The following is a 26,435-nucleotide window of genomic DNA, read 5'->3' as shown; positions in this document are numbered from 1 at the left end:
CTTGATTTCACCCTGCGGGGTCGCCACGCTGAGGGCAGCCCGCGGGCCAGCCATCGGCAGGCCGGGCGTTCAGGAGACACCATGGAAACCACCAATCCGCTGCTGGCCGACGATACCCTGCCGGCGTTTTCGCAGATCCGCCCCGAGCACGTCACCCCGGCCATCGATCGCCTGCTGGCCGACTATCGCACCGGCATCGAGGCCTTGACGGGCCCTAACGCGCCGCACGATTTCGACAGCGTGATGCTCACCCAGGAACGCCTGGAGCAGCGCCTCGCCCGCGCCTGGGCGCCGGTGGGCCACCTGCATTCGGTGGCGGACAGCGAAGCGTTGCGCGAGGTCTACGGCCCGGCAGAGGAAAAACTCACCGATCACGCGATCGAGGTGGGCCAGAACCGCGCGCTCTACCAGGCCGTGCAGGCCCTGGCCGATGCACCGGACTTCGCCAGCCTGTCGCGCCCACAGCGCGCGCTGGTGGAACATGCGCTGCGCGATTTCCGCCTGTCCGGCGTGGCGCTGGAAGAGCCCGCGCGTTCGCGCTATCGCGAGATCGGCGTGGAACTTAGCCGCCTCTCCACCGAATTTTCCAACGCCGTGCTCGACGCCACCGACGCGTGGCACGAACACATCACCGACGAGCGCGACCTGGCCGGCATTCCCGAATCCGGCCGGGCGGTGCTGCGCCAGTACGCCAAGGAACAGGACCTCGACGGCTACCTCGTCACGCTCAAGCAACCCAGCGTGCAGGCCGTGCTCACCTATGCCGACAATCGCGGCCTGCGCGAACGCGTCTACTGGGCGTATCAGACGCGCGCTTCCGACCAGGGTCCGCAGGCGGGCAAGCACGACAACAGCCAGCGCATCGAGCGCATCATGGCCTTGCGTCATGAAGCGGCGCGCCTGCTCGGCTTCGCCAACGCGGCCGAGGAATCGCTGGCCACCAAGATGGCCGGCTCGCCCACCGAGGTGATGGAATTCCTGCACGACCTCGCCCAGCGCGCGCGGCCGGTGGCGCGCAACGAACTCAACCGCCTGCGCGAATTCGCCACCACCGAACTGAAGCTCGACAATCTCGAATCCTGGGACGTCGGCTACGCCTCGGAAAAACTGCGCCAGCAGCAATACGACCTGGACGAAGAACAGCTCAAGCCGTATTTCCCGCTGCCGTCGGTGATCGATGGCCTGTTCGGCCTCACCCAGCGCCTGTACGGCATCACGCTGAGCGTGCGCAACGACGTTGATGTGTGGCATCCGGACGTGCGCTATTACGACGTGCGCGATGCCGATGGCCGCGTATTCGCGGGTGCCTACGTCGATCTGTATGCGCGTACCGGCAAGCGAGGCGGTGCATGGATGGACGTGTGCCGAGCGCGCTTCCGCGACGGCGCCAATGAACAACTGCCGGTGGCCTTCCTCACCTGCAATTTCGCGCCGCCCACTGAAGGCCGCGCCGCGCTGCTCACGCACGACGACGTGCTCACCCTGTTCCACGAATTCGGCCATGGCCTGCACCATCTGCTGACCGAGATCGCGCTGCCTTCGATCGGCGGCATCGACGGTGTGGAGTGGGATGCAGTGGAACTGCCCAGCCAGTTCATGGAGAACTTCGGTTGGAATCGCGAGGCGCTCGACCTGTTCGCCCGCCACTACGAAACCGGCGAACGCCTGCCGGACGAACTGTTCCAGCGCATGCTGGCGGCCCGTCATTTCCACGCCGGCCTGTTCCTGGTGCGCCAGCTCGAATTCGCCATGTTCGATTTCCGCCTGCACCTGGAGTACGACCCCAGCCAGGGCGCCCGCACCATGGCAGTGCTGGAGGAAGTGCGCCATGAAGTGGCCGTGCTGCATCCGCCCGCATGGCAGCGTTTCCCGCATGCGTTCTCGCACATCTTTGCGGGTGGTTACGCGGCCGGCTATTACAGCTACCTGTGGGCCGAACTGCTCAGCGCCGATGCCTTCGGCGAATTCGAGCAGCACGGCGTGATCGATCGCGCGACCGGCGACCGCTTTCGCCGGGAAATTCTCGCGGTGGGCGCCAGCCGCCCCGCCATCGAAAGTTTCATCGCCTTCCGCGGCCGCGCACCGGAGCCCGAGGCCTTGCTGAAGAGCCACGGCCTGGCCTGAACCCTGCCGCCGTCCGCGAGGGCGGCGGCGTCTCGCCGGTCATCGCTTACAATGCCCTCATGAAAATCGCCTCATGGAACGTGAACTCGCTGAAGGTGCGTATTCCGCACCTCACGCAGTGGCTGGCCGACGCACAACCGGACGTGGTGGCGTTGCAGGAAACCAAGCTGGAGGACCACAAGTTCCCGGTGGATGAACTGGCGGCCGCCGGTTATCGCGCCGTGTTCTCCGGCCAGAAGACCTACAACGGCGTGGCCTTGCTGGCACGAGCCGACCTCAAAGGCGAATTTGAGGATGTCCTCACCGACATCCCGAACCTGGACGACCCGCAGCGGCGCATTCTCGCGGCCACCATTGGCGGCGTGCGCGTGGTGGATCTGTATGTGGTCAACGGCAAGGCCGTGGGCGACGAGAAATACGCGTACAAACTCGACTGGCTGGCCAAGATGCGCGAGTTCCTGGCGCGCGAAATCGAACGCCATCCGAACCTGGTGGTGCTGGGCGATTTCAACATCGCGCCGGACGATCGCGACGTGTACGACCCGGTGGCCTGGGGCGAGGACATCCTGTGTTCGCCGCCCGAGCGCGAGGCGCTCGAGCGCATCACCGATCTGGGCCTGCACGACAGCTTCCGCCTGTTCGAACCGGCGGGTGAACACTTCAGCTGGTGGGACTACCGTCAGGCCGCCTTCCGGCGCAACATGGGCCTGCGCATCGACCTGATCCTGATCGGCGACGCCCTCAAATCCGCGGCAAAAACGGCCTCCATCGACCGCACGCCGCGAACCTGGGAACGCCCTTCCGATCACACGCCGGTAACGGTTGATCTGGATATCTAAGCAACACCGCAAACAGGCGACCGATGAATACACCCAAGACCGAGTGGCCCAGTTCGCTAGGCGACGAAGAACTCGACGAACTGGATACCTATCTGCGCGGCCACGTCGGCGAGGGCGACCTGCTGCTCGACGGCGTGCACGGCCTGCTCTCCGCGCTCGCGGTGGGCCCGGTGCAGGTCTTGCCGGAAGAATGGCTGCCCGAGGTGTTGCACGAGCCCTTCACCGATGAGGACGAAGGCAATCGCGTGCTGGCGCTGCTGGCCAAGCTCAACGATTCGATCACCGCCGAACTCGAGGTCGAAGCCTACGAGCCGATCCTCGGCGAAGTGGATACGGAAACCGGCCCGGTGCTTTCCGCGGCCGGCTGGTGCGAAGGCTTCAGCCGCGGCATCGACCTGCGCGCGGGCCTATGGGAGAAGCGTCTCGCCGACGATCCGCAGCTGATGGAAATGCTGGGGCCGGTGATGGCGCTGGCAGTGGACGAAGGCATCCTCAACGCCGACGCGGAATTCGAAAAGCTCAGCGACGACGAGTACGACGAGTGCCTGACGCAGGTGCCCACCGTGCTGGGCGCGGTGAACCACTACTGGAACGAGCATCCGGTGAGCGAGGCGGAAATCGAAGCCGCCGTGCGTCCCGCCGAGGAAAAGGAGCCGTCGTCGGCACCGCCGCGCCAGCGCAGCGGACATTGGGTGCACTGAAGCGGTGAAACATCGCCACGCGGCGGTGTCGTTCCGCGCGAACAATCCGTTTCGGTTTACCCGGCTTGGGGAAGCGCCTGCGCGGGATCATGATGGTGTCAGTCCACTTTTCTGGAGACAACCATGACTGAGCGCAGCATTCTCCGCCGCATTCGCGGCGTCGACACCTCCGATGGTGCGGGTGTGAAGCTCAAGCGCGTCATCGGGCAGCCGGGCCTGGACATGCTCGATCCGTTCCTGTTGTTGGACGAATTCCGTTCCGACCAGGCCGGCGATTACATCGCGGGCTTCCCCGAGCATCCGCATCGCGGTTTCGAAACCGTGACCTACATGCTCGCCGGCCACATGAAGCACCACGACAACCACGGCAACAGCGGCGACCTGGTGCCGGGCAGCGTGCAATGGATGACCGCGGGCCGCGGCATCCTGCATTCGGAAATGCCCGAACAGGAAGACGGCCTGATGTGGGGCTTCCAGCTGTGGGTGAACCTGCCCGCGAAGGACAAGATGATCGCGCCGCGCTACCAGGACATCGGCCCGGAACGCATTCCGGTTGCGCGTCCGGCCGAAGGCGTCGAAGTGAAGGTGATCGCCGGTGAGTTTGGCGGTGTCACCGGACCGGTGGCGGAGATCGTCACGCAGCCGATCTATCTCGATATCTCCGTGCAACCGGGCGCATCGATCACCATCCCGTTGCCCGAAGGCCATGCAGGTTTTGCCTATGTGTTCGAGGGCAAGGATGCGGAGGTGGCTGGCGAACCGCTCGCCCGCAGCGAGATGGCGGTGCTCTCGCGCAGCGGCGACCTGCGCATCGCCGGTCGCGACACGGCGGCACGCGTGCTGCTGGTGGCCGGCCAGCCGCTCAATGAGGCGGTGACGCGCTATGGGCCGTTCGTGATGAACACGCCTGAGGAAATTCATCAGGCGATTGCGGACTTCCGCGCCGGCAAGTTCTAAGCGCAGCGGTTCCACCGCTTACCTACCAAGCCACCTCGGTCCGCCGGGGTGGCTTTTCTATGCCCAGCCTCAAGTCACCCAAAGGATCGCCGTTAACAACTCGTAAGGGGAAATTCGGCGGCGAGGGCCTGCTTGGCAAGATCGATGCATGACCTTCGTGCCTGCCAGCAAGTTCTCAAAATCAGCAAGTTAGCCCAAAAGTCGGGTTGTAAGCGGATGGCAGAATGTCGTTAAATAAGGATTAATCTAAGTCGGTGCAAGCGGCTGTACTATGTACTTACAGTCCTTGTGAAGAAATCACATATAACCTGTTGTATCTATTGCCATGAATGCCCTGATTACTCTCGTTGTCCTGGCCCTGATCGCGATGTTCGTCACCGCGATCAAGCGCGTGCCGGCCGACCAGGTGCATAGCCTCTATCGCCGGGGCAAGCCGTATCGCCTGCTGCAGTCGGGCACCCATATGGCGCTGCCGTTGATCGACCGGGTGGAGCACCGCATCAACCTCGGCGGCCAGGTGCTGCGCTTCGAGGAGCCGCTGCCCAATGCCCACGACGTGCGCGGCACGGTCTACTGGCAGGTGCTCGAGCCGGAACGTGCCGATGCGGTGATCGACCAGGCCGACCAGCTGATCCGTGGCGGCGCCCTCGCCGCCCTGCGCGACGAGCCGGAAGCCTTCGAGGCCGATCGTCGCGACCTGGGGTCGCGCCTCAAGCAGAGCATGAATGGCGCCCTGCGCGAGCGCGGCATGATGGTGACGCGGGTGGAGCTGGAATTCGCCTGATCCGGTGTGCTGCCGGACAGGCCCTGGCGAAGGTGACCTCAGAGCACCCGCCACAGGGGAGATCCTTGAAGCCCGCTTCGGCGGGCTTTTTCTTTTGCCTCGCGAGTGAGTTTGTCTGTGGGAGCGCACCCAGTGCGCGACAGGCGCCCGAGCGCATTGCGGAAACCGGCTGTCGAGATGGCGCCCGGGCGCCTGTCGCGCACTGGGTGCGCTCCCACAGGAGGGGTGCCTCAAACTGGCATCTCGCGTTGCACACCCGGATACTTGCGTGTCCCGTTTCAGCAAGGCCCCTTCATGAGCTCTCGCCAAGACCTGCAAACCCGGTTGGAACACGGCATCGCCTCGCTTGGCGTGCAGTTGCCGGCGGGCGCGGTGGAGCGTCTGCTCGACTATCAGGCGCTGCTGGCGCGCTGGAACGCCACCTACAACCTCACCGCGATCCGCGATCCGCTGGAGATGGTCAGCCGCCATCTGGTCGATTCGCTGGCGATCCTGCCGTATGTGCAGGGCCAGTCGCTGGCCGACCTGGGCACCGGTCCCGGCCTGCCCGGTATTCCGCTGGCGCTGGCGCGGCCGGAGCTGCAGGTGCTGCTGGTGGACTCCAACGGCAAGAAGATCCGCTTCCTGCGCGAGGCCATTCGCTCGCTCAAGCTTGAGAACGTGCGTGCCGTGCAGTCGCGCGTGGAAGAGGTGGAAGGCCAGTTCGATTGCATCACCGCCCGCGCCTTCGCCAGCCTGGAAGACATGCTGGCCTGGGGTGGTCACCTTTTGACCAAGGACGGCATCTGGCTCGCCATGAAGGGCAGGCACCCGGACGAGGAATTGCCCGGCGTGCCCGCTGGCTTCGAGGTAAGAGCGATCCATACGCTCGATGTGCCCGACGTGGGCGGCGAGCGGCACCTGGTGGTGCTGGGCCGTACAGCAAGTTAAGCAGGCTGCTAATCTAGCCCCCTTTTCACTCGTTCACGGTATCGACGACACCATGGCCCGCATCATCGCTGTCGCCAACCAGAAAGGTGGTGTCGGCAAGACCACCACCGCCGTCAACCTCGCCGCCGCGCTGGCTGCCGCCAAGCGCAAGGTGCTGCTGGTCGATCTCGATCCGCAGGGCAACGCAACCATGGCGTCGGGCGTGGACAAGCGCGTGGCCAAGCCGAACGGCTGCGAAGTGCTGCTGGACGAGGCGCCGATCGAGCAGGCCATCGTCAAGACCGAGGCGCATTACGACCTGCTGCCCGGCAATGGCGACCTCACCGCCGCCGAACTGAAGTTGATGGATGCGATCGCGCGCGAAAGCCGCCTCAAGGATGCGCTGAGCAAGATCGCCGACCGTTACGACATCGTGCTGATCGACTGCCCGCCGTCGCTGCACCTGCTGACGCTCAATGCGCTGACCGCGGCCACCGGTTTGTTGATTCCGGTGCAGTGCGAATACTTCGCGCTGGAAGGTCTCTCCAGCCTGCTCGACACGGTCAAGGCCGTACGCCAGCGCCTCAATCCCGCGCTGGAAATCGAAGGCCTGCTGCGCACCATGTACGACGTGCGCAACAACCTCGGCAACGAAGTGTCGGCGCAGTTGACCACGCATTTCGGCGACAAGGTGCTGCGCTCGATCATCCCGCGCAACGTGCGCCTGGCCGAAGCGCCGAGCCACGGCCAGCCGATCCATCTGTACGACCGCAGTTCGCGCGGTGCCATCGCCTATATCGGGCTGGCCGGCGAGATGATCCGCCGCGATCGCAATCAGCAGTCCGCGGCGCAGGATCTGGCCAACGAGGTGATCACGCCGACGCTGCACGACACCGACGAGACGCTCGACGATATCGTCGACATCCATCAGGAGTAAGCATGTCCGCTGCGAAAAAACGGGGCCTGGGTCGTGGGCTCGATGTGCTGCTGGGTGGCAACGACGAACCCGGCAAGCCCTCGGTGCTCGAACAGGAAGGCGAGCTGCGTACGCTGCCGATCCAGCAGATCCAGCCGGGCAAGTACCAGCCGCGCCGCCATTGGAACGATGAGGCGCTGGACGAACTGGCGGCCTCCATCCGCGCGCAGGGACTGATCCAGCCGGTGGTGGTGCGCGCCATCGGCAAGAACCAGTACGAACTGATCGCCGGCGAACGCCGCTGGCGTGCCGCGCAGCGCGCGCAGCTGTCGGAACTGCCGGCGCTGGTGAAGGACGTGCCGGAAGTGGCCGTGCCGGCGATGGCGCTGATCGAGAACATCCAGCGCCAGGACCTCACGCCGCTGGAAGAAGCCGATGCGCTCAAGCGCCTGATCGACGATTTCTCGCTCACCCACCAGCAAGCGGCGGACGCCGTCGGGCGCTCGCGCGCCGCCGTCTCCAACCTGCTGCGCCTTACCGAACTGCCGGCGTCCATCAAGCGCCTGCTCGATGAAAGCAAGCTGGAAATGGGCCACGCCCGCTGCCTGATCACGCTGCCCGAAAGCATGGCCGAAGGCCTCGCGCTGGAAGCTTCCCGCCATGGCTGGAGCGTGCGCGAACTGGAAGAAGCCGCCCGTCGTGCGCAGACCGCACCCAAGGGCAAGGCCAAGCACACGCCGTCGCGCGATCCGAACGTCGATGCGCTCGAACGCGAACTGGGCGAGCGCTTTGCCACCCGGGTCGAGCTGGCGCAGGGTCGAGGCGGCAAGGGCAAGCTGGTGATCCACTATCACAGCAATGACGAGCTGGACGGGATCCTGGGCAAGATTCGCTGAGCGAAAGGCCTTTCTGTGGGAGCGCCCTTGGGCGCGACAACCTGACGGAGCGATGCACTCAGGCGCACGTGTCGCGCCCAAGGGCGCTCCCACAGTAAATGTGCGATTGCCGCGCAAAAAAAAACCGCCCCATCGGGCGGCTTTTTTTCAGCTCAGAAGCCTTACTGCTTCACCGGCTTCACATACGTATTGAACAACTCGTCGATGCGACGGTACTCGTCGTACCACGAGTCCGGATGCACGAAGCCATGGCGCTCCATCGGATACAGCGACATCCAGAAATTGTTCTTGTGCAGCTCGATGAAGCGCTGGTACAGGCGAATGGTGTCGCTGGTCAGCACGTTGTCGTCGATCAGGCCGTGCTCCATCAACAGCGGATCCTGCAGCTTGTCGGCGAAGTTGATCGGCGAGCTGACCTGGTACGACTCCGGATCGAGCTGGGGATCGTTGAGGATGTTGGAGGTGTACTCGTGGTTGTAGCTGGTCCAGTCGGTGACCGGGCGCAGTGCGGAACCCGCAGCGAATTCGCCCGGTGCGCGCAGCAGCGACATCAGCGTCATGAAGCCGCCGTAGCTGCCACCGTACATGCCGATGCGCTTGGGATCGACGCCGTGGTTCTTGACCAGCCAGGCCTTGCCGTCGAGCAGGTCTTCCAGTTCCGGATGGCCCATCTGGCGATAGATCGCCGTACGCCAGGCGCGGCCGTAGCCGTCGGAAGCGCGGTAGTCCATGTCGAGCACCACGTAACCCTGCTGCACCAGCAGGTTGTGGAACATCTGCTCGCGGAAGTAGTTGGAATACGACAGCGTGACGTTCTGCAGGTAGCCCGCGCCATGCACGAAGATCACCGCCGGACGCGAAGCGCCGGCAGCCTCATCGGCCGGGCCGTAGTACTTCGCCCAGATCGCACCGGCGCCATGCGACGACGGCACGCTGACGATCTTCGGCTGGATCCATGCGTGCGCAGTGAACGCCGGCTTCATGGTGTTGGTGAGTTCGCGCGCCGCGCCGCCGTCGACGCCCTGCACCGCCAGCTGCGCCAGCGTGTACGGCGACGAATGCAGCACGGCGAGCTGGCGGCCGTCGGGCGACAGCGCGAAATCATCCATGCCCTGCACCTGGGTGAGGCGGGCGAGTTCGCCGCCGGCACTGGGCAGGCGATACACGTCGTAGCTGTACGGCGCCACCTGGTTGGTGCGCACGTAGAACCACTGGCCGTCTTCGCTCAGCGCCGGATGGCTCACTTCGAACTTGCCGCTGGTGAGCGCCTTCGGCTTGCCGCCCAGCGTCTTGGTGTAGAGCTGCGAGTAGCCGGTTTCTTCGCTGAGATACCACAGCGTGCGACCGTCCTTGAGCCAGCCGAAATCGTTGAAGTTCCAGTTGATCCAGGCGTTGTCGGTGAGGCGGTGCTGGGTGACCAGGGCGTGCTTGTCGAAATCGACGTTGGCGATCCAGCGGTCCTTGTTGTCGATCGCGCGCAGCTGGATGGCCACGTTCTGGCCGTCGTCGCTCCACACGATGCCGCCGCCACCGCCGTCTTCGGCGCCGGAGACGATGCGCACCGGGCGAACTTCGGGTGCCTTCAGCGCCTTGGCTTCATCGGCCTTGCCGTCTTTTTCCAGCGCGGCGACGGTCTTGGCGCGGATGTCCTTGAGCGGGTCGTCCTTGATGCCCGGCAGCGTGTCGGTCTTCAGCGGATAGAACTTGGCGGTCTTCAGATCCACCAGTACCAGCGACTGCGGCGCGGGATCGTTGCGGCCCACGTAGACACGCGTTTCCTGCTGCTCGGCGTAGCCCGAATCGGTCACGTAGTGGGTGACTTCGGGACGCTTGCCTTCCTTCGCTCCCTTGGGCTTGGTCACCACGACCATCCAGCGGCCGTCGGGCGACAGTTCGGTGTCGGCCGGCTCGCCGCCTTCGCCCAGGTAGATCGGCTTGGGCGCGCGGCTGGGATCGGCGGCGATCAGCGCGTCGTCGTTGTCGCGCGAGGCGTCCTTGTCGGACTTGTTCTCACGCAGCGAGCGGAACAGCTCCAGCTGCATGTCCTTGAGCTGGTCGGGCTTCTTCACCTGCGGATCGTCGACGAAGCGCAGCACGGCGGCCGGCGCACTCACGCCGCCGGCGAGGTCGTAGACGAACCAGTTATGGCCCTGGCGATACTGCAGGCTGCGGCCATCGCTGGAAAAGCGCGGCGCGGATTCCGCCTCGGTCGAACGGGTGACCTGCACATGGCGACCCGTGGAGAGGTCGACCATGAAGATGTCGCCGTGCATCACATAAGCGGCATGGCGGTGCGCGCGGTCGTAAACGGCCGGGCCTTCGGCCTGCGCCATGGCGGCGGGATCGAGCTTGCTGCCCTGGCCGCTGGCGGCGTCGACCCGATACAGGTCGCGCACCTTGCTGCCGTCGCGCTTGAGCGAGTAGTACAGGCTACGGCCGTCCACGCTCCAGTAAGGCTGTTCCACCGCGGCGCCGATCCAGTCGGGATTGGCCATGATGGTTTCCAGATCCAGCTGGCCTCCGGACGCGGGAGGCGACAAGGCCGCCGCGGGCAGCGTGGCAAGGGCGGCAAGGCCGGCGAACAGCATTCGGCGCATGGATGGCTCCACAGTCAAAACGTCGCAGCATAGCCAAGCCTCCAAACCGCACAAGCGCCGTTGGTCCCGTTCAAACTGATCGCCTAGGCAGGTAATCTTGGCGGTTCCCCCCCCGAGTCCATGAAGGGCTACCGCCCGGCACCTTGTCGGCCAACCTGCGGGCCATGCGTTCCGTGAGGTTCCCCTGCGTGTCTTCAAGGCATGCTATTTCCCCTGAAAGACCCAGCACGGCGAATCCCTATGCTCCTTCCCTCCGTTGAGATCGAAACCGCCCCGAATCCGGGCCAAAGCGTGATCTGGCTGCACGGGCTGGGCGCCGACGGCAACGACTTCGCGCCCATCGTGCCGGAGCTGGTCTCGCCTTCGTGGCCGGCGCTGCGCTTCGTCTTTCCGCACGCGCCGGTGCGGCCGGTGACGGTCAACGGGGGCATGCCCATGCGCGCCTGGTACGACATCGTGGGCGTCGACCTGATTTCCCGCCAGGACGAAACCGGCATGCGCGCGTCCATTGCCAGCGTGGAAGCGCTGATCGCCCGCGAGAACGAACGCGGCGTGCCGAGCTCGCGCATCCTGCTGGCCGGCTTCTCGCAGGGCGGCGCCATTGCGCTGTCGGCGGGGCTGCGCCACGGCGCGGAGCTGGCGGGCATCATCGCGCTGTCCACCTACCTGCCGCTGCAGGACGTCTTCGCCGCCGAGCGCAACCCCGCTAACGGGCACACGCCGGTGTTCTGGGGCCACGGCACGGCCGACCCGATCGTTCCGCTTACCCGCGGCGTCAATTCGCGCGACCTGCTGCAGTCGCTGGGTTATCCGGTCAGCTGGCACACCTATCCGATGCCGCACTCGGTCTGTGCCGAGGAAGTGGCCGACCTGCGCCAGTGGATGAGCGTCCGGCTGGGCGCCTGATCGCTGCACGTGCCGGGACGGCGCGCAAAGTAGGGCGCGCACGCATGCGGCATACTTCGGCGCATGAGGGAATCCACCACCGATACACCGACGCCTGGTCGCGCGGAGCTTCGCCCGCTGCCTGACTTCTGCAGCGGGCCGGTGATCTACGCCCTGCTGATCATGGCCTCGATCACGGTCACCGTGATGTGGCTGGCGCCCAACAACAGCCACGGCTGGCGCGGTTTCAGCGTGGGCATGCTGTTCGCCGACTGGCTGGCCGTGGTGATCGGTGTGGCGCTATGCAAACTGCGCCCGCTCTTGATGCGCCTGCCGGGCCGCGCGGGCTATGCCGGCGTGTGGCTGGCGATGGTGCTGATCGTGGCGGTCGGCAGCGCCCTGGTGCACTGGATGGATGCCGCCATGCAGATGGCCCTGCTGAGTGACAGCACCGACGACTTCGTGCTCAACAACACCTTGATCGCCGCCCTGCTGGGCGCCGCGATGCTGCGTTATTTCTACCTGCTGGCGCAGTGGCAGACGCGGCTGGAGGCGGTGACGCAGGCGCAGGTATCGGCGCTGCAGGCGCGCATCCGTCCGCACTTCCTGTTCAACAGCATGAACACGGTGGCCGCGCTGGTGCGCGTGGATCCGGCCGCGGCCGAACGAACGGTGGAAGACCTCTCCGAACTCTTTCGCGCCGCGCTGGGCGAGCACAGCACGCGCGACGGCACGCTCGGCGAAGAACTGGGCCTGGTCGATCGCTACCTCGACATCGAGCAGTTGCGCCTGGGCGAACGCCTGCGCGTGCGGCGCGAGCTGGACGACCTGCCTGACGCCTTCCCGCTGCCGCGCCTGCTGCTGCAGCCGCTGGTGGAGAATGCGGTGCGCCACGGCATCCAGCCGTTGCGCGAAGGCGGCGAAGTGATCCTGCGCGGACGGCGCGAGCGCGGCGACATCCTGATCGAAATCGACAACCCGCTGGCTGGCGAGCCCGCGCCCGGCGGCCATGGCCACGGCCTGGACAATGTGCGTCGGCGCGTGGCCTATCGCTACGGTCCGCGCGCACGCGTCGTCGCCGGACCCGAAGGCGATCGCTTCGTGGTGCGCCTCCAGTTGCCTGCGGTGTAAATCGAGTGTCCATGCGCGTACTCATCGTTGACGACGAACCCCTGGCCCGTGCGCGGCTTGCCGCGCTGCTCGGCGAATGCAAGGACGTGGAAGTCGCCGGCAGCGTCGCCGACGGCGAAGCGGCGCTGGCCGCGCTGGGCGAACTGCAGCCGGACGTGCTGTTGCTGGACATCAACATGCCGGGCATCAGCGGCACCGCGCTGGCGCAGCGGCTGGCCGGCAGCAAACGTCCGCTGGTGGTGTTCTGCACCGCCTACGAAAGCCACGCGCTGCATGCGTTCGAGCTGGGTGCGGTGGATTACCTGTTGAAACCGGTGCGCCTGGAGCGGCTCAACGAAGCCTTGCAGCGCGCGCGCCTGCGCCTGCAGAACGCGCCGCGCGAATCGGCCGGTTACCTGCACGGACGCTTGCGCGGGGAACAGGTGCGCGTCGCGCTGGCCGACGTGATCTGCCTGCTGGCCGAAGAGAAGTACGTGGTGGTGCAGCACCGCGGCGGCCAGCTGCTGCTGGAGGAATCGCTGCGCCAGCTGGAAGACGCCTATCCCGACACGCTGATCCGCCTGCATCGCAACTGCCTGGTGCCGGCACAACGCTTGATCGGCCTGAAGACACTCACGGATGGGCGCGTGCTCGCGCGGCTCGGCGGCACGGAACTGATGCCCGAAGTGAGCCGCCGCAACCTGCCGGCGCTACGCAAGCTGCTGCGCATGGGCTGAGGCGTGGGGCCGCCGTGCATGCAGCCGCGACCCTAATTACGCGACAATGAGGCCCCCGACGAAGCTTCGCGCTGCGCCCCCAACGAGACCACCATGACGCCAACCACGCTGCGCATCGCCACCCGCAAGAGCGCGCTCGCCCTTTGGCAGGCCGAACACGTCGCGGCGGAGTTGCGCGCGGTCCATCCGGGCCTGTTCGTGGACCTGGTGCCGATGTCCACGCGCGGCGACGAGATCCTCGACAAGCCGCTCGCCACCATCGGCGGCAAGGGCCTGTTCCTGAAAGAACTCGAAGTGGCGATGCTGGAGGGCCGCGCCGACCTGGCCGTGCACTCGTTGAAAGACGTGCCGTCGGAACTGGAGCCCGGCTTCACCCTGCCGGCGATTTTGCCCCGGGCCGATGCCGCCGACGCCTTCGTCAGCAACGACTACGCCAACCTCGCCGCGTTGCCGCTGGGCGCACGCGTGGGCACCTCGTCGCTGCGCCGGCAGGCGCAACTGCGTGCCGCACGCCCCGACCTGAGCCTGCTGGATCTGCGCGGCAATGTCGGCACGCGACTGTCCAAGCTCGATGCGGGCCACTACGACGCGATCCTGCTGGCCTGCGCCGGCCTCGAGCGGCTCGGTCTCGCCTCGCGCATCCGCGGCCGCCTTGCCGCCCCGGATTGGCTGCCGGCACCGGGACAGGCGGCCATCGCCATCGAGGCACGCTCGGATCGGCCGGAGGTGCTCGCACTGCTCAGCGCGCTGGACGACGCCCAGACCCGGCTCGCCGTCACCGCCGAGCGCGCCATGAACCATGCGCTGGGCGGCAGCTGCACGGTGCCGGTGGGCGCCTGGTGCACGGTCACCGAGCGTGGCCTGCATTTGCGCGGCATGGTGGGCGACGCGAGCAGCGGCCGCTTGCTGCATGCCCAGGCGCAAGCCGAGGGCGACCAGGCCGAGGCACTCGGCAAGCAGGTGGCCGCCGCGCTGTTCGAGCAGGGAGCCGGCGCGCTGCTCGGTCACTGAGAAAGAAAAAACCGCCCGGCGGAGCCGTCGTCGACGGTCGCACCAGGGCGGTTTTTGGCGAAGCGCGCGAACGCTTAGAAGTTGTACAGCAGGTTGGTCGTGACCAGCGAATCGGTGCTCTGCGTGCCGGGCTGCACGTCGCTGTTGTAGCGCAGCTGGTAGCCGAGCTTGAGCGCCACCTTCTTGGTCATGCTGACCGACAGGCCGATATCGTTCTGGTAGTACTTGTTGTCCGAGCCCGCTTCGATCAGCAGGGTGTCTTCGAACGCGGTGTTGTCGGTAAGGCGGTACTTGTAGTTGACCAGACCGCGGCCGACCGCTTCGCCGATGGTGTTCTGGCGCACGCGCACCGTCTCGGTGGTGCCGTCGGGCTGGACCACCGCCTGGTCGACATCGGCGGGGCGGTAACGCTTGTAACCGGGGCCGGCTTCGAACGACAGCTCGGTGCGCTCGGTCTTCAGCGCGATGTAGCCGTAGCCCACCGACACGATGCCCTGCCACAGGTTGGCGCCGAAATCGTCGTGCTCGTAGCGGGCCGCCGTCACGATGTAGCTGCGCGGGTCGAGCTTGTAGCCCACCGAAGCGCCACTGTCATAGCGATTCGCCGTGGTGGTGAGGCGATCGATGGTGTTGCCTTGCTGGTCCTGCACCTCGACCTCGCCCTTGGAACGCAGGCCATTGAGGAAGAAGTTGTTCTTCCACAGGTCGTTCTCCTGGCTGACGCCGAGCTTGGCGTTGATGTTTTCCGAACGGGAATTGCCATAGGAAGACGCGAAACCGAATTCGCCCGAACCCGTCCATCCGCCGTTGTTGGCCGGATTGGATGACGCGTCGTCGGCCTGAGCGCCAAAACTGGCCAGCGCTGCGAGCAGGGCGCCTGTCATCAGGGTGCTTTTCATGTCTGATTGTTCCTTTTTCGTTAAAAGATGGAGGCCGCCACCTTAATGGGGCGGATTGAACTGCCTGTGAACCGGGGAGGGGTTGGTTCAGCGCTGACGCGCGGCGGGCCTGTCACGGGCCGCCTGGCAACGCTGCCAGGGCTTCATCATACAAACTAAGCTCGGTCGCCATACCCACCGTGCAGCTCACTGCTGCCAAAGCGGCCAGGGCCAGCCAGCCGTCGCTGAAGTTCATCAGCAGCAAGGCCAGGCACGGCAACGCATAGACCAGCAGTGCCGCCAGATAACGCCCGGGTTGCAATTCCAGCCGACCGCGCGGCCTGCCGACCCGCTGCAACGCGGCCTGCCAGCGCAGGCTTTCCACCAGGCCGCGCAGCAGCGCCAGCGCCAACAGTCCGATGATCCAGGCGCGCGGATGCAGCGCAGCGTCGTCGATGTCCTGGCCCGCGCTGCAAAGCCATAGCCAGAGCCCGCCGCCATAGGTGGCCGAAACCACGCGGCTCAACGGCAACTGGGTCGCCAGGCGGGAGTCCATGTCCGGGGCCTGACGCCGGGCATCGGCATAGGAGGTAACGATCAGGCTGCATAACCCACACAGCGACATGGCGGCGCCCGACAAGCGTGTTGCCCAGAAGGCGTTGTCGCCGCGCGCCAGGCCGGCGACCGCCAGCACCGGCAAAATGCACGCGAGCGCCACCAGCGCCGCCCGCGTGGGTCGCGAACCCTTGCCGATGACCCAGCCATGCCAGTGCGGTGTCCAGCGCGAGTGCAGGCAGGCGGCGAGCAGCCCTATCGCCACCAGCGCGGCGCCCAGGCTGATCGGCACCAACACATCGCCGCGTCCGGCGGGATAGACGCCCACGGCCAGGGCGAGTCCGAGCGTCATCCACAAACCGAAGCCGTCGTAACCGCTCACATGCAGCAGCGTGGCCGCCAGCGGCCGCGGTCGCGCGCGCGGGCTGGCTTGTTCGTCATCGGCGTGCGGTGGGGCCCTGCGGCGTGGCTTCATGATTTTGGCGTCTTTTATGCGTGAAGGTGGGATCACGTGCGCGTGACCTTGGCGTGGTGTTGCTGAATCCGACCATCTGGTGGACTTGCGGCTATCGCAAACGGTGCGCATGCTACGCAGACGCAGCCGTCGAAAAACATTTCATGGACCGTTACGAGCGCATCCTCACCCTGCACCGATTGCTGAAGTCGGCGCACTATCCGGTCCCTCTGCCTCGTCTGATGGACGAGCTGGAGTGCTCGCGTGCGACGCTGTATCGCGACGTGGCGTTTCTGCGCGATGCGCTGGGCGCGCCGATCGAAAGCGCGGGCGGCGAACATGCCGCGTTCCGCTATGCGGTGGGCGAAGGCGAACGCTTCGAGTTGCCGGGCCTGTGGCTCACCTCCGACGAACTGGCGGCGTTGCTTGCCCTCAACGAACTGATCGGCCGCAGCGGACCGGGCGTGCTTGCCGGTGCGCTCGCACCGTTCAAGGCGCGCATCGAACACCTGCTGTCCGACCAGGGCACCGGCAAGACGCTGCCGATCGAACGCATCCGCGTGATCGCCTGGGGCGAACGCAAGCTCGACCAGCAAGTGTTTCGCGTGGTGGCCGGCTCGGTGCTGGAACGCAAGCAGCTGCGCTTCCGTTACCGCGCGCGCACCACCAATGCCGACAGCCACCGCCGCGTGTCGCCGCAACGCCTCACCCACTATCGCGACAACTGGTACCTCGACGTATGGGACCACGATCGCGAAGCGCTGCGCAGTTTCGCGGTGGATCGCATTGCCGAGCCGCAATCGCTGGAAGAACCCGCGCGCGACGTGGCCGAGCAGGAACTCAACGACGCGCTCGCCTCCAGCTACGGCATCTTCGCCGGCAAGCCCAAGGCCTGGGCCACGCTGCGTTTCTCGCAACATGCCGCGCGCTGGGTCGCCGACGAGCACTGGCACTCGCAGCAGAAGGGCGAGTGGCTGTCCGATGGCCGCTACGAGTTGCAGGTGCCCTACTCCAATTCCAAGGAACTGCTGATGGACGTGCTCAAGTACGGTCCGGACGCGGAAGTCGTGGCGCCCTTGTCGCTGCGCGAGGAAATGAAGATCCAGCTGCAGCTGGCGCTGGGTGGCTATCAGTGACGGAAGTGAGTAAACAGGAGTAAGCAGCGAGGAAGCGCCCCGAGGCACTCGCCCACCTGCCGATACTCTCCACTCACTTCTTGTCGTTTGAGCCATGAGCGCCACTGATATCGCCGATCCCTCGACGCTTCCCGCCGAAGCCGTCGTCACCAAGAAACCGACCGTCGCACTCGCACTTGGTTCCGGAGGCGCAAAGGGCCTGGCGCACATCGGCGCCATCCAGGAGATCGAGGCGCAGGGCTACGAGATCGTGGCCATTGCGGGCACCTCGATGGGGGCGCTGATCGGCGGCATCTATGCGACCGGCAAATTGGACGTCTATAGCGACTGGGTCTGCTCGCTGGCCAAGATCGACGTGCTCAAGCTGGTCGACTGGACCTTTTCCGGCGGCGGCCTGATCAAGGGCGAGCGCATCATCGAGACCATGCGCGGCCTGATCGGCGACGCGGCCATCGAAGACCTGCCCATCGCGTTCACCGCCGTGGCGACGGACCTGGACCGCGAGCGCGAAGTCTGGCTCACGCGCGGCCCGCTGTTCGATGCGATTCGCGCATCCATCGCCATTCCCAGCATTTTCCGCCCGCACACGCTGTCGGAGCGACGCCTGATCGACGGCGGCCTGCTCAATCCCGTGCCGGTGACGCCGCTGATCCGCGAGCCGGCGGACTATCTGTTCGCCGTGAGCATGGACGGCCCGCCCGATGCGGGCACGCCGGACGAAGTGCGGGCCACGCCCACCGAAGGCAGCGAAGGCCATCGCTCGCGGATCGGCGATTTCATCAGCAAGCTGGTGCCGCACGGCGCCGACAAGCCGCGCGAACCGGGCATGCTGGAACTGCTGATGCAATCGATGGACCTGATGCAGGCCAATCTGTCGCGCCTGCGTCTGGCCGCCTACGAGCCCGACCTGTTGATCCGCATGCCGCGCAACGTCGCCACCGTGTACGAGTTCTATCGCGCGGGCGAATTGATCGAGATGGGTCGCAAGCAGGCACGCCTGGCGCTGGCCAACTGGCAACCGACGCGTGCCGGCGTATACGCCACACGTCCCTGATGCATCAGGGTTGGCCGTGGGCCTTTAGCAGCGCATCCAGATAACCCTTCAACGCCACCGCGTTGTTGTGCTCTTCATCGCGCGCGCCGAACAGCAGGGTCACCCGATGGCGCGACGCCTGCGTCAGCAACGGCCGCCAATGCTCGGCGGCGGCATCGAGTTCGGACGCGTAGCGATGGCGGAAACCCTCCCAGCGCGCGGGATCGTGGCCGAACCATTTGCGCAGGGCGGTGGAAGGCGCCAGCTCCTTGCTCCAGGCGTCGAGCGCGGCATCTTCCTTCTTCATGCCGCGTGGCCATACGCGATCCACCAGGACGCGATAACCGTCGCTCCTGGCGGGCGATTCGTAGATGCGCTTGACGGCAATACTCATGGACGGGCGGCCTCCCGAAGCACGAATGATCAGCATACGCTGATGAAGGGCGCGTTGAAGCCAAGTCCTTGTGGCAAGCCTTTTGTGGGAGCGCACTTGTGCGCGACAGCACCCCGTCGAATGGTCACGGCTTTCTGCGAGGTTTGTCGCGCACAAGTGCGCTCCCACAGAAAGCCAGGCTTCCGACGTGTGGATCAGATCTCTTCGACCTGGGTCACCTTGCCGCGACGCATCAGCCACGCCACGCCGCGCAGGTCGGCGATGCCTACCCACAGGCGATCGAGCATGCCGTACTTGGACGTGCCCGCCGTGCGCGGACGATGGCCCACCGGCACGCTGGTGCTCTGGAATCCTGCGCGCTTGACCAGCGCCGGCAGATAGCGGTGCATGTGGTCGAAGTAGGGCAAGCGCATGAACACGTCGCGGTCGAACAGCTTCAGGCCGCAACCGGTGTCGGGCGTGGAATCCCTGAGCATGCGCGAACGCACCGCATTGGCGATCTTGGAAGAAATGCGCTTGTTGAAGCTGTCCCGGCGCGTGGTGCGCCAGCCGGCGAACAAGCGCACATCGGGGCCGCTCTGGTCGCGCTGGGCGAGCAGCTTGGGAATGTCGGCCGGATCGTTCTGGCCATCGCCGTCCAGCGTGGCGATCCACGGCGAGCGCGCCGCGCGCACGCCGTTCCACACCGCCGTGCTCTGGCCGCTGCGGGTCAGGTGGCGCACGATGCGCAGCTCCGGGTACTTCGCCTTCTCCGCCGCCAGCACGGCCACGCTGTCATCGCTGGAGTCGTCGTCCACGTAGATGACTTCGAAATCCGCCTTGCCACGCAGGGCGGCGGCGATTTCGGCGAGCAGCGGCGGGATGTTGTCGCGCTCGTTGAACACCGGCACGACGACGGACAGTTGTGGCATGGGGAAGACCTTGGTTTTTAGCAGGGGGCGCATGGCGCCAGCGCGCCATTCTAAAGGGTGGAAGGCTTGTCGTCAGGGCCGGCGGGTGGCTGGTTCCCGGCGGACAGCGACAGGATGGCGTTACTGCGCTGCCTGTGCGGCGAAATATCTGGCCGGCGGCTGCCCGAAGCTGCGTCGAAACATCGCCACGAATGCGCTCACGCTGGCATAGCCCAGCGCATCCGCCACCGCGGAGACGGGCTCGCCATCGGCCAGGCGTTCCAGCCCATGCGTGAGCCGCGCCAACTGCCGCCACTGCGCAAAACTCAACGCCGTTTCGCCGCGGAACAGCCGGCTCAGACTGCGCGGCGAAAGGCCGGCCCAGGCGGCCCACTCATCGAGGCCGCGGTTGTCGTTGGGGTTCTCCAGCAGCGCCACCGCAATACGCAGCGCGCGCCGGTCCACCGGCATCGGCAGATGCAGCGGTTCGCGCCGGGCGCGGCAGATTTCGTCCAGCAGCACCGTGGTCAGCCGCTCCTGGCTTTCGTCCAGCTGGGGCTCTCCGATCCACGAACTGGCGCGGCGTACCAGTGCGCGCATCAGTTCGGTGACGCCGATGACGCAGGGCTCGATGGGCAGGCAGCCGCATTCGGGCGGCGTGACGAACACGCCCCAGCCGGTCATGGGGCCGCTGAGCGTAACGGTGTGCTGCACGCCCGGCGGCATCCAGCCGGCCCGGTGCGGCGGCAGCAACCACGAGCCCTGGGCCGTGCGCACATGCACCAGGCCGCTTTCCACGCAGTACAACTGCCCGCGCGCGTGCGAGTGCCAGCCGTATTCGCGCGTGCTTTCGGTGTACTCGCTGGCGACTTCGCCTTCCGTCCAGTAGGCGATCACCGGGGGCCCATCGAGGCGTTCGATCAGGGCGTGGAAGGCTTGCTCGTCTGTATGGGAGACATGTCCCATGGCCGGTTCTCGATAAAGTTTGACCAAATAACGCTAACAGTATTTCACCCTTCTGCCCAATCATGCTGACCCGATCCCCACCGCTGCCGCCGCTCGCGGTCCCCTGAACGTGCCGTCGGTCGCGGTTTGATGGTGCGTGCACAGGCGCCGGCTTGATCCGGTGCCGTCACGCCCGCACCCCGACGCTCGTCCTGTTTGAAGCCAGTGGCGTCGACATCCGGCGTCGAAGGGAGCTGATCCATGTCGATGACTGCCGTACGCATGCCCACCGCCGAGAGCGCGCCGCTCGAAGCGTTCGTGGCCTGCGCCCACCAGATGCTGGACCCCAACACGCCGGAGGCGGCCCGCCGCGCGCTGGAACCCCGGCTGGTCGCCTTGCTGCCGACGCTGCGCGCGCTGGGCGTGTTCGAACTGTTCGAAGTACGTCATCCGGCGCTGCGGGAGTGGCTGCAGGACGAGATGAAGGAGGGTGCTCATTGAGGGGATTGCAAAATTTGTCCGGGCAAAGCCTATTCAGAACATATTTGCCTTGACAAATATATTTCCGGCAATAGAATTGCCTTCCCATGAGCCCCTCAACCCCCCTTTCTGTCCAGAAAGACAGCATCGGCGTCCTGATCGGACTGGTTCGCAGCGAACTGGTCCGCAAGATGGAAGCCGAATTGCAGGCCTCCGGTGTGGAACTGCGCTTCACCCAGTTCCTGATCCTCAAGCGGCTCGCCCTGGTCGGCCCGATGTCGGCCAGCGAACTGGCCCGCTCGGTGGAGCTCGACGGCGGTGCCATGACGCGCCAGCTCGACCAGCTCGAAGGCAAGGGACTGCTGCGCCGCCACCCCCATGAGCAGGATCGCCGCGCGCTGCGCATCGAGCTGACGCCGGCAGGCGACGCGATGTGGCGGCAGATGACGCCCTGCAACGACCGCGTACTGGAAGCCGCGCAAAAAGCGCTGGACCCCACCGAACGCGAACAACTGCGCGATTACCTGGAGCGTGTGCTGCACGCGCTCCGCGACAAGAACTGACCCGTTTCACTTTCCTGGAATCAAGCCCATGCGTCTGCAACTCCTTGCGGCAGCCACCGGCCTTACTTTCGCGCTGGCGGGATGCGTCAGCAGCGGTGGCCTGCATCCGGAAGGCACGCTGACCGATGCCTCGTCACTGAAGGCCGATCGCAGCCTGTCCGGCGCCACGCTCTCCCCCGCCGCCTGGCCGTCCAATGACTGGTGGACCGGCCTGGGCGATCCTCAGCTGAGCGCGTTGATCGCCGAAGCACTGAAGGACAACCCCAGCCTCTCCGTCGCCGACGCACGCGCCCGCCAGGCGCAGGCGCAAGCCGGTGCGGCCGATGCCGAGCGCGGCCCCAGCGTGACGGCCGGTGCCAACGTAATCGGCCAGCGTCTGCCGCTCACTGCCGCGCCGCCGGATCTGGGCGGCGGCAAGTTCACCTGGTTCAAGGACGCCCGCGCCAGCCTCAGCTGGGACCTGGACCTGTGGGGCGGCAAGCGCGCCGCCTGGGAAGCGGCCGTCGGCCAGCAGCATGCGGCCGAGATCGAGCAGCAGGCCGCACGCATCGAGCTTTCCACCAACGTGGCGCGCGCCTATGTGCAGCTTTCCTATGCGTACGCGCAGCAGGATGTGGCGAAGGCCGAGCATGATCGCGCCGCCACCGCGCGTCAGCTCACCCTGCAGCGCGTCTCGGCCGGTCTCGACAACCAGCTGCAGCTCAAGCAGAGCGACACCGAAGTGGCCAACGCCGACCAGCAACTGGCTGCCACCAACCGCGCCATCGATGCGGCGCGTTCGTCGTTGTCGGTATTGCTGGGCAAGGGTCCGGATCGCGGCCTCGACATCGGCCGTCCGCAGGCGCTCAATCCCGGCGCGCTGACCGTGCCGGCCGATGTGCCGAGCGAACTGATCGGCCACCGCGCCGACCTGGTCGCTGCACGCTGGCGCGTGGAATCGGCGGGCAAGGAAATCAAGGTCGCCAAGACGCAGTTCATGCCCAACGTCAGCCTCAGCGCGATGGCCGGCGTGGCCGCGTTCGGCAGCATCAATCCGCTGCAGTTGCCGGCGCGCTTCTACACCTTTGGTCCGTCGCTGAGCTTGCCGATCTTCGACGGCGGCCGACTGCGTTCCAATCTGTCCGCGAAGGACGCGCAGTACGACGAAGCCGTGGCCCAGTACAACCAGACGCTGGTGCGCGCGGTGAACGAAGTGGCCGACGACTACGACGCCGTGCAGTCGGCGCAGGAACAGGTCGCCGCCCAGCAGCGTGCCGTCGATGCGGCTTCGCAGGCCTGGCAGCTCTCCGAGCAGCGTTACAAGGCCGGCGTGGGCAGCTATCTCGAATCGCTGATCGTGCGCCAGCAATTGCTGGGTGCGCAGGAGCGTCTCGCCGCGCTGCAGTCGCAGCAGGTCGACTTCTCCGTGCAACTCATCCAGGCCCTCGGCGGCGGTTTCCGTCCGCAGGCGGCCGCGGCCGATGTGGCCGTCCAAAACTCTTCTGATCATTCGCTCTAAGGGCTATCCCCATGTCTAGCCAGAATCCGCTTGCGGCCGAGACCGCCGCAGTGCAACCCCCCAAGAGCCGTCGCGGTTTCCTGCTGAAGACGCTCGTCGCCGTGCTGGTGATCGCCGCCATCGGCTGGGGCCTGTGGTACTTCTTCGACGGTCGCTGGTATGAAGATACCGACGACGCCTACGTCAACGGCAACATCGTGCAGATCACCCCGCAGGTGTCGGGCACGGTGATCACCATCGGCGCCGACGACGGCGACCTGGTGCACGCGGGCGACGTGCTGGTGAAGCTCGACCCGGCCGATGCCGACGTCGCGCTGCAGCAGGCGCGTGCCAATCTCGCCAACACGGTGCGCAAGGTGCGCGGCCTCTACAGCAACGTGAGTGGCGCGCAGGCCGAAGTGGCCGTGCGCAAGGTGGCGGTGGACAAGGCCCAGGCCGACTACAACCGCCGTCGCGACCTGGCCAAGTCGGGCGCCATCTCGGCTGAGGAGCTGTCGCATGCACTCGATGCGTTGACCACCGCGCAGAGCGCCCTGACCACCGCGCAGCAGCAGTTCCAGACCAACAAGGTGCTGGTGGACGATACCGTCGTCGCCTCGCATCCGGACGTCCAGGTCGCCGCTGCCCATCTGCGTGCCGCCTATCTCGACGACGTGCGCACGGCGCTGGTCGCGCCGGTGGACGGCTATATCGCCAAGCGTTCGGTGCAGCTGGGCCAGCGCGTGGCACCGGGCGCGCCGTTGATGGCGGTGGTGCCGTTGCACGGCGTGTGGGTCGACGCCAACTTCAAGGAAACGCAGCTCAACAACATGCGCATCGGCCAGCCGGTGGAAATCCGCGCCGACGTGTACGGCGGTTCGGTGAGCTACCAGGGCAAGGTCGAGAGCCTGGGCGTGGGCACCGGCAGCGCGTTCTCGCTGCTGCCGGCGCAGAACGCCACCGGCAACTGGATCAAGATCGTGCAGCGCGTGCCGGTGCGTGTGTTCTTCAACGACCCCAAGCAGCTGGAAGCGCATCCGCTGCGCATCGGCCTGTCGACCAAGGTCTCGGTGAACCTGCACGACACCAGCGGCCCGCTGCTGGCCAAGCAGTCGCCGTCGCAGCCGGCTTTCAACACCGATGTGTACAAGACGCAGCTGGCCAAGGCCGACGGCCTGATCGCGGAAATCATCCACGCGAACATGGCGGGTGAGAGTCAGAAGCAGTAATTCGGAGTGCGTGGAAGCCTACGCGTCTCCACGTCTTCCTCAGTACTACACCGTCATTCCGGCGCAGGCCGGAATCCAGTAGCGACACGGCATGAAGACTACGGCACGTGTCAGCCCTGACGTCACTGGATTCCGGCCTGCGCCGGAATGACGAGCAAAAAAAGCAGCGGCCGCTCCGCATCCGCGCAGAGCGCTGAAACTTTCTACCGCAGGTCACCCGTGCGATGAACCAAGAATTCCGTCCACCCAACCTGGCGCTGACCACCGTCGGCCTCTCGTTGGCGACCTTCATGCAGGTGCTGGACACCACCATCGCGAACGTGTCGTTGCCGACCATCGCCGGCAACCTCGGCGTGAGCGTGAACCAGAGCACCTGGGTCATCACCTCCTTCGCGGTGAGCATGGCCATCTCGTTGCCGCTCACCGGCTTCCTCACCCGCCGTTTCGGCGAAGTGCGGATGTTCATTCTTTCAACGCTGCTGTTCTCGATCGCCTCATTCCTGTGCGGCATCGCGCAGAGCATGCCGATGCTGATCCTCTTTCGCGCGATCCAGGGCGCGGTGGCGGGACCGATGTATCCGGTGACGCAGAGCCTGCTGATCTCCATCTATCCACCCGCCAAACGCGGCATGGCGTTGGCGCTCTTGGCGATGGTGACGGTGGTGGCGCCCATCGCCGGCCCGATCCTGGGCGGCTGGATTACCGACAACTATTCGTGGCCGTGGATCTTCTTCATCAACGTGCCCATCGGCATTTTCGCCAGCATGGTGGTCGCCAACCAGATGAAGGGCCGCAAGGACGTGATCATGCGTCCGAAGATGGACTACGTGGGCCTGATCACGCTGATCGTCGGCGTTGGCGCGCTGCAGATCGTGCTGGACAAGGGCAACGACGAGGACTGGTTCAACTCGCAGTTCATCGTGATCACGGCGATCGTGTCGGCCATCGCGCTGGCGGTCTTCCTGATCTGGGAACTGACCGACAAGGAACCGATCGTCAACCTGCGCCTGCTGCGCCATCACAACTTCCGCATCGGCACGATCGCGCTGGTGCTGGCGTATGCCGCGTTCTTCGCCATCGGCCTGCTGGTGCCGCAGTGGCTGCAGCGGAACATGGGCTACACCTCGACCTGGGCGGGTTTTGCGGCGGCGCCGTTGGGCATCCTGCCGGTGATGCTCACCTTCATCGTGGGCAAATACGCCTCGCGCACCGACATGCGATTGCTTGCTTCCTGTGCGTTCCTGGTGATGGGCGCGACCTGCTTCATGCGCTCGGAGTTCTTCCTGCAGATCGATTTCTGGCACGTGGCCGGCGTGCAGTTGTTCCAGGGCCTCGGCGTGGCGTTGTTCTTCATGCCGGTGACCACGATCCTGCTGTCGGATCTGCAGCCGAACGAGATTGCCGCGGGCGGTGGTCTGGCGACGTTCCTGCGTACGCTGGGCGCGAGTTTCTCCGCATCGCTCACCACGTTCCTGTGGGACCACCGTGCGATCGTGCATCACGCGCATCTCACCGAGCACTTCACGCCTTACGACAATTCGGCGCAGACGACGCTGCAGGCGGCGGGTGTGAGCGCGCAGGCGAGCAACGGTTTCCTGGAACAGATGATCACGCAGCAGGCGTTCCAGATCTCGTTCAACGAGGTGTTCCATTTGCTGGGCTGGGTGTTCTTCAGCTTGATCGTGGTGGTGTGGCTGGCGCGGCCGCCGTTTGGGGCGAAGTCGGGGCCCGCGGCGGATCATTGATCGCGGATTCGGTACGAAAAAAGGCCGCAGCAATGCGGCCTTTTTTTGTGCGCAGTGCTGCGCGCTCCGGCTCCCTCTCCGCTCCGGGGAGAGGGTTGGGGTGAGGGGGCAATCTAGCCTTATGGCTTCAACTGGCCGGCTTTAAGCTTTTGGCCATCCAAACAACAACGGCCCCTCAGGGCCGTTGCAT

At 65.8% G+C, this 26,435-nt stretch carries 25 protein-coding genes; 19 read left to right on the top strand and 6 right to left on the bottom strand.

The genetic code is table 11. The features are described from left to right. The first annotated feature begins 81 nt into the window (after positions 1-81). The 8 genes from ACN9MB_RS22080 (at position 82) to ACN9MB_RS22045 (ending at position 8,126) form a co-directional block, all read left to right on the top strand. Positions 82-2,124 carry a M3 family metallopeptidase gene (locus ACN9MB_RS22080; protein ID WP_426270321.1) on the top strand — a complete coding sequence of 681 codons (2,043 nt, stop codon included), beginning with the start codon at positions 82-84 and terminating at the stop codon, positions 2,122-2,124. 59 nt (positions 2,125-2,183) lie between these two features. Beyond that, positions 2,184-2,963 carry an exodeoxyribonuclease III gene (xth, locus tag ACN9MB_RS22075; RefSeq protein WP_426270320.1) on the top strand — a complete coding sequence of 260 codons (780 nt, stop codon included), beginning with the start codon at positions 2,184-2,186 and terminating at the stop codon, positions 2,961-2,963. Between the two features lie 23 nt (positions 2,964-2,986). Continuing rightward, on the top strand, positions 2,987-3,664 hold the full coding sequence (locus tag ACN9MB_RS22070) for a YecA family protein (protein WP_204634775.1): 678 nt from the start codon (positions 2,987-2,989) through the stop codon (positions 3,662-3,664). A gap of 123 nt (positions 3,665-3,787) precedes the next feature. Beyond that, positions 3,788-4,621 carry a pirin family protein gene (locus ACN9MB_RS22065; protein ID WP_204634774.1) on the top strand — a complete coding sequence of 278 codons (834 nt, stop codon included), beginning with the start codon at positions 3,788-3,790 and terminating at the stop codon, positions 4,619-4,621. A 325-nt stretch (positions 4,622-4,946) separates the two neighbouring features. Beyond that, positions 4,947-5,405, top strand: coding sequence for an SPFH domain-containing protein (locus tag ACN9MB_RS22060; RefSeq protein WP_204634773.1), 459 nt, complete (start codon positions 4,947-4,949; stop codon positions 5,403-5,405). Between the two features lie 294 nt (positions 5,406-5,699). Further along, positions 5,700-6,335: a 16S rRNA (guanine(527)-N(7))-methyltransferase RsmG gene (gene rsmG / locus ACN9MB_RS22055; protein WP_426270319.1), complete on the top strand. Its 636-nt coding sequence runs from the start codon at positions 5,700-5,702 to the stop codon at positions 6,333-6,335. A gap of 52 nt (positions 6,336-6,387) precedes the next feature. After that, on the top strand, positions 6,388-7,251 hold the full coding sequence (locus ACN9MB_RS22050; RefSeq protein WP_204634771.1) for a ParA family protein: 864 nt from the start codon (positions 6,388-6,390) through the stop codon (positions 7,249-7,251). A gap of 2 nt (positions 7,252-7,253) precedes the next feature. Further along, positions 7,254-8,126: a ParB/RepB/Spo0J family partition protein gene (locus ACN9MB_RS22045; protein ID WP_204634770.1), complete on the top strand. Its 873-nt coding sequence runs from the start codon at positions 7,254-7,256 to the stop codon at positions 8,124-8,126. Between the two features lie 161 nt (positions 8,127-8,287). Here ACN9MB_RS22045 and ACN9MB_RS22040 read toward each other — a convergent pair whose 3' ends face one another. Continuing rightward, a complete protein-coding gene (locus tag ACN9MB_RS22040; RefSeq protein ID WP_426270318.1) occupies positions 8,288-10,723 on the bottom strand; it encodes a prolyl oligopeptidase family serine peptidase in 2,436 nt (811 codons plus the stop codon). A gap of 240 nt (positions 10,724-10,963) precedes the next feature. Here ACN9MB_RS22040 and ACN9MB_RS22035 point away from each other — a divergent pair, with 240 nt between their 5' ends. The 4 genes from ACN9MB_RS22035 to hemC all read left to right on the top strand — a co-directional run bounded on the left by ACN9MB_RS22035 (position 10,964) and on the right by hemC (position 14,466). After that, entirely contained in the window at positions 10,964-11,629 is a 666-nt protein-coding gene (locus tag ACN9MB_RS22035) for an alpha/beta hydrolase (protein WP_426270317.1), read from the top strand. Positions 11,630-11,692: 63 nt separating this feature from the next. Then, entirely contained in the window at positions 11,693-12,739 is a 1,047-nt protein-coding gene (locus tag ACN9MB_RS22030; RefSeq protein WP_426270316.1) for a sensor histidine kinase, read from the top strand. A gap of 11 nt (positions 12,740-12,750) precedes the next feature. Further along, complete coding sequence (locus ACN9MB_RS22025) at positions 12,751-13,455, top strand: LytR/AlgR family response regulator transcription factor (RefSeq protein ID WP_204634766.1); 705 nt, start codon at positions 12,751-12,753, stop codon at positions 13,453-13,455. A gap of 93 nt (positions 13,456-13,548) precedes the next feature. Next, on the top strand, positions 13,549-14,466 hold the full coding sequence (gene hemC / locus ACN9MB_RS22020) for a hydroxymethylbilane synthase (RefSeq protein ID WP_426270315.1): 918 nt from the start codon (positions 13,549-13,551) through the stop codon (positions 14,464-14,466). Between the two features lie 74 nt (positions 14,467-14,540). Here the strand turns inward: hemC and ACN9MB_RS22015 are convergent, their stop codons facing one another. Then, positions 14,541-15,365 (bottom strand): DUF481 domain-containing protein, encoded by an 825-nt coding sequence (locus ACN9MB_RS22015; protein WP_204634764.1) that lies wholly within the window; start codon positions 15,363-15,365, stop codon positions 14,541-14,543. A gap of 112 nt (positions 15,366-15,477) precedes the next feature. Beyond that, positions 15,478-16,374, bottom strand: a complete 897-nt coding sequence (locus ACN9MB_RS22010; protein WP_426270314.1) for a hypothetical protein — start codon at positions 16,372-16,374, stop codon at positions 15,478-15,480. Between the two features lie 143 nt (positions 16,375-16,517). Here ACN9MB_RS22010 and ACN9MB_RS22005 point away from each other — a divergent pair, with 143 nt between their 5' ends. Together ACN9MB_RS22005 and ACN9MB_RS22000 are read left to right on the top strand one after the other, a co-directional pair. Then, positions 16,518-17,489, top strand: a complete 972-nt coding sequence (locus ACN9MB_RS22005) for a helix-turn-helix transcriptional regulator (RefSeq protein ID WP_204634762.1) — start codon at positions 16,518-16,520, stop codon at positions 17,487-17,489. 94 nt (positions 17,490-17,583) lie between these two features. Next, complete coding sequence (locus ACN9MB_RS22000) at positions 17,584-18,543, top strand: patatin-like phospholipase family protein (RefSeq protein WP_204634761.1); 960 nt, start codon at positions 17,584-17,586, stop codon at positions 18,541-18,543. A 4-nt stretch (positions 18,544-18,547) separates the two neighbouring features. Here ACN9MB_RS22000 and ACN9MB_RS21995 read toward each other — a convergent pair whose 3' ends face one another. From ACN9MB_RS21995 to ACN9MB_RS21985, 3 genes are all read right to left on the bottom strand, one after another. Next, the gene (locus tag ACN9MB_RS21995; RefSeq protein WP_204634760.1) at positions 18,548-18,916 is read right to left on the bottom strand and encodes a DUF488 domain-containing protein; all 369 of its coding nucleotides are present in this window, start codon (positions 18,914-18,916) and stop codon (positions 18,548-18,550) included. A gap of 194 nt (positions 18,917-19,110) precedes the next feature. Next, positions 19,111-19,827 carry a glycosyltransferase gene (locus ACN9MB_RS21990; protein WP_426270313.1) on the bottom strand — a complete coding sequence of 239 codons (717 nt, stop codon included), beginning with the start codon at positions 19,825-19,827 and terminating at the stop codon, positions 19,111-19,113. Positions 19,828-19,947: 120 nt separating this feature from the next. Then, a complete protein-coding gene (locus tag ACN9MB_RS21985; RefSeq protein ID WP_204634758.1) occupies positions 19,948-20,772 on the bottom strand; it encodes an AraC family transcriptional regulator in 825 nt (274 codons plus the stop codon). A gap of 240 nt (positions 20,773-21,012) precedes the next feature. Between ACN9MB_RS21985 and ACN9MB_RS21980 the strand changes: the two genes are divergently transcribed. From ACN9MB_RS21980 to ACN9MB_RS21960, 5 genes are all read left to right on the top strand, one after another. Next, a complete protein-coding gene (locus tag ACN9MB_RS21980) occupies positions 21,013-21,252 on the top strand; it encodes a hypothetical protein (protein WP_426270312.1) in 240 nt (79 codons plus the stop codon). A 170-nt stretch (positions 21,253-21,422) separates the two neighbouring features. Continuing rightward, positions 21,423-21,794 carry a MarR family winged helix-turn-helix transcriptional regulator gene (locus ACN9MB_RS21975; RefSeq protein WP_204634930.1) on the top strand — a complete coding sequence of 124 codons (372 nt, stop codon included), beginning with the start codon at positions 21,423-21,425 and terminating at the stop codon, positions 21,792-21,794. A 28-nt stretch (positions 21,795-21,822) separates the two neighbouring features. Further along, a complete protein-coding gene (locus ACN9MB_RS21970; protein ID WP_426270311.1) occupies positions 21,823-23,292 on the top strand; it encodes an efflux transporter outer membrane subunit in 1,470 nt (489 codons plus the stop codon). 11 nt (positions 23,293-23,303) lie between these two features. Continuing rightward, the gene (locus ACN9MB_RS21965) at positions 23,304-24,500 is read left to right on the top strand and encodes an efflux RND transporter periplasmic adaptor subunit (RefSeq protein ID WP_426270310.1); all 1,197 of its coding nucleotides are present in this window, start codon (positions 23,304-23,306) and stop codon (positions 24,498-24,500) included. Between the two features lie 224 nt (positions 24,501-24,724). Further along, positions 24,725-26,245, top strand: coding sequence for a DHA2 family efflux MFS transporter permease subunit (locus tag ACN9MB_RS21960; protein ID WP_204634754.1), 1,521 nt, complete (start codon positions 24,725-24,727; stop codon positions 26,243-26,245). Positions 26,246-26,435: the final 190 nt, after the last annotated feature.

The sequence above is a fragment of the Dyella kyungheensis genome (assembly GCF_049913195.1).
Classification (GTDB): Bacteria; Pseudomonadota; Gammaproteobacteria; order Xanthomonadales; family Rhodanobacteraceae; genus Dyella; species Dyella kyungheensis.
The sequence above is the reverse complement of the archived record's forward strand: the minus strand, read 5'-3'. Positions and strand labels throughout refer to the sequence as shown.